This is a genomic window from Mycobacterium sp. TH-M11 (genome assembly GCF_057473725.1).
Genome location: NZ_JBYCLD010000488.1, coordinates 1 through 2389 on the forward strand (window position 1 = coordinate 1; position 2389 = coordinate 2389).

At 66.8% G+C, this 2389-nt stretch carries 2 protein-coding genes; both read left to right on the forward strand.

Annotated elements, in window-relative coordinates:
- Nucleotides 1-501 (forward strand): PadR family transcriptional regulator (locus AC2VOG_RS18755; protein WP_486941337.1); only part of this gene is annotated, 501 nt, incomplete at its 5' end.
- Nucleotides 498-2389 (forward strand): oxidoreductase (locus AC2VOG_RS18760; RefSeq protein ID WP_486941338.1); only part of this gene is annotated, 1892 nt, incomplete at its 3' end. The genes AC2VOG_RS18755 and AC2VOG_RS18760, both read left to right, overlap by 4 nt.

The window sequence follows — 2389 nt, forward strand, 5'->3', positions numbered from 1 at the left end:
CGCCGGTTCGACCGTTCGATCGGCTACTTCTGGAGCGCCACCCACCAGCAGATCTACCGCACGCTACGCACGATGGAGGCCGACGGCTGGGTGTCGGCGACGGCGGTCGAGCAGCAGGGACGGCCGGACAAGAAGGTCTACACGGTGTCCGACGCCGGGCGCGCCGAATTGGCCCGCTGGATCGGCGCGCCGCTGGCCAGCACCAGTTCAGGGCACGGCGGCTCGCGCGAGCTAGCCGTCAAGCTGCGCGGCGCGGCCTACGGCGACCGGCGCGCATTGCTCGAGCAGGTGGTCGCCTTTCGCGCCGCACGTGCCCAATTGCTGGACACCTACCGGGGATTCGAGGAAAAGCAATTCCCCCATCCGGCGTCGTTGCGCGGCAGCGCATTACATCAGCACTTGGTGCTACGCGGCGGGATTCGTACCGAAGAGGGCACCATCGAGTGGCTCGACGAAATAATCGCGGCGCTACCAGAGCCGCCCGGGCAGGAGGACCGATGAACTACCCAAACCTGTTGTCCCCGTTGGATCTCGGCTTCACAACGCTGCGCAACCGGGTGATCATGGGCTCGATGCACACCGGCCTGGAGGATCGTCCTCGCAACACCGACCGGCTCGCCGAGTACTTCGCCGAACGCGCACACGGCGGCGTCGGCCTGATCATCACCGGCGGCTACGCACCCAACCGGACCGGTTGGCTGCTGCCGTTCGCCGCGGATCTGACCTCCTCGGCACAGGCCCGCCGCCATCGGCGTATCACCTCGGCGGTGCACGACGCCGGCGGCAAGATACTGCTGCAGATCCTGCATGCCGGACGCTATGCCTACCATCCGCTGTCGGTCAGCGCATCGTCGATCAAAGCTCCCATCAACCCCTTTCGGCCGCGACGACTGTCCTCGGCCGGTGTAGGGGCCACCATCGACGACTACGCCCGTTGCGCCCAGCTGGCCCGTGAAGGGGGCTACGACGGTGTCGAAATCATGGGCAGCGAAGGGTATCTCGTCAACCAATTCCTGGCGCCGCGCACCAACAAACGCAACGACGCCTGGGGCGGTACCGCCGAGAAGCGTCGCCGCTTTCCCGTCGAGATCGTGCGGCAAGCCCGCGCCGCGACCGGGGACGATTTCATCATCTGCTACCGGATGTCGATGGCCGACTACGTCGAGGGCGGCCAGAGCTGGGACGACATCCTTACGCTCGCAGCCGAAGTCGAGGCCGCCGGGGCCACTATCATCAACTCCGGGTTCGGCTGGCACGAGGCCCGAGTGCCCACCATTGTCACCTCGGTGCCGGGCAACGCCTTCGTCGACATCAGCCACGCCGTCGCCGGGCACGTCGACATTCCCGTGGTGGCATCCAACCGGATCAACATGCCGCAGGCGGCCGAGCAGATTCTGGCCGACACCGATGTGCAGCTGATCTCGATGGCACGGCCATTGCTGGCCGACCCGGAATGGGTGCTCAAGGCACAAGCTGCCCGCGACGACGAGATCAACACCTGCATCGCCTGCAATCAGGCCTGTCTGGACCACGCGTTCGCGCACAAGACGGTGTCGTGTCTGCTCAACCCAAGAGCCGGCCGCGAGACACAGCTGGTGCTGTCCCCCACCCGGCGCACACGGTCGATCGCGGTCGTCGGGGCCGGGCCGGCCGGGCTGGCCGCCGCGGTCAACGCCGCCGGCCGCGGCCACCACGTGACGCTGTTCGAAGCGAACGACTACATCGGCGGCCAATTCGACATGGCACGCCGGATTCCGGGCAAAGAGGAATTCAACGAAACCATCCGGTATTTCACGACGATGCTGCGCGTCAACGGCGTGGACGTGCGCCTCGGCACCCGGGCGTCGGCCGCCGATCTGACCGGCTACGACCACGTCGTGCTGGCCACCGGTGTGACGCCGCGCATTCCGGACATCCCCGGCATCGACCATCCGATGGTGTTGACCTACGGCGAGGCGATCACCGGCGTCAAGCCGCTCGGCAAGAGTGTCGCGGTGATCGGCGCCGGTGGAATCGGCTTCGACGTCAGCGAATTCCTGGTCACCGACTCCTCGCCGACGCTTAATCTCAAAGACTGGAAGGCCGAGTGGGGCGCCGCCGACCCCTGGGAGGCGCCGGGCGCGTTGATCGCTCCGATCCCCGCACCGCCGGCGCGCGAGGTGTATCTGCTGCAGCGCTCCAGCGGACCTCAGGGTAAAGGGCTGGGCAAGACCAGCGGCTGGGTGCATCGGGCATCGCTGAAAGCCAAAGGTGTGCAACAACTTTCCGGGGTCAACTACGAACGGATCGGCGACGACGGTCTGCACATCAGCTTCGGCGCCAAGCGGGAACGCCCGCAGTTGCTCGACGTGGACAACATCGTGGTCTGCGCCGGCCAAGAGCCGGTGCG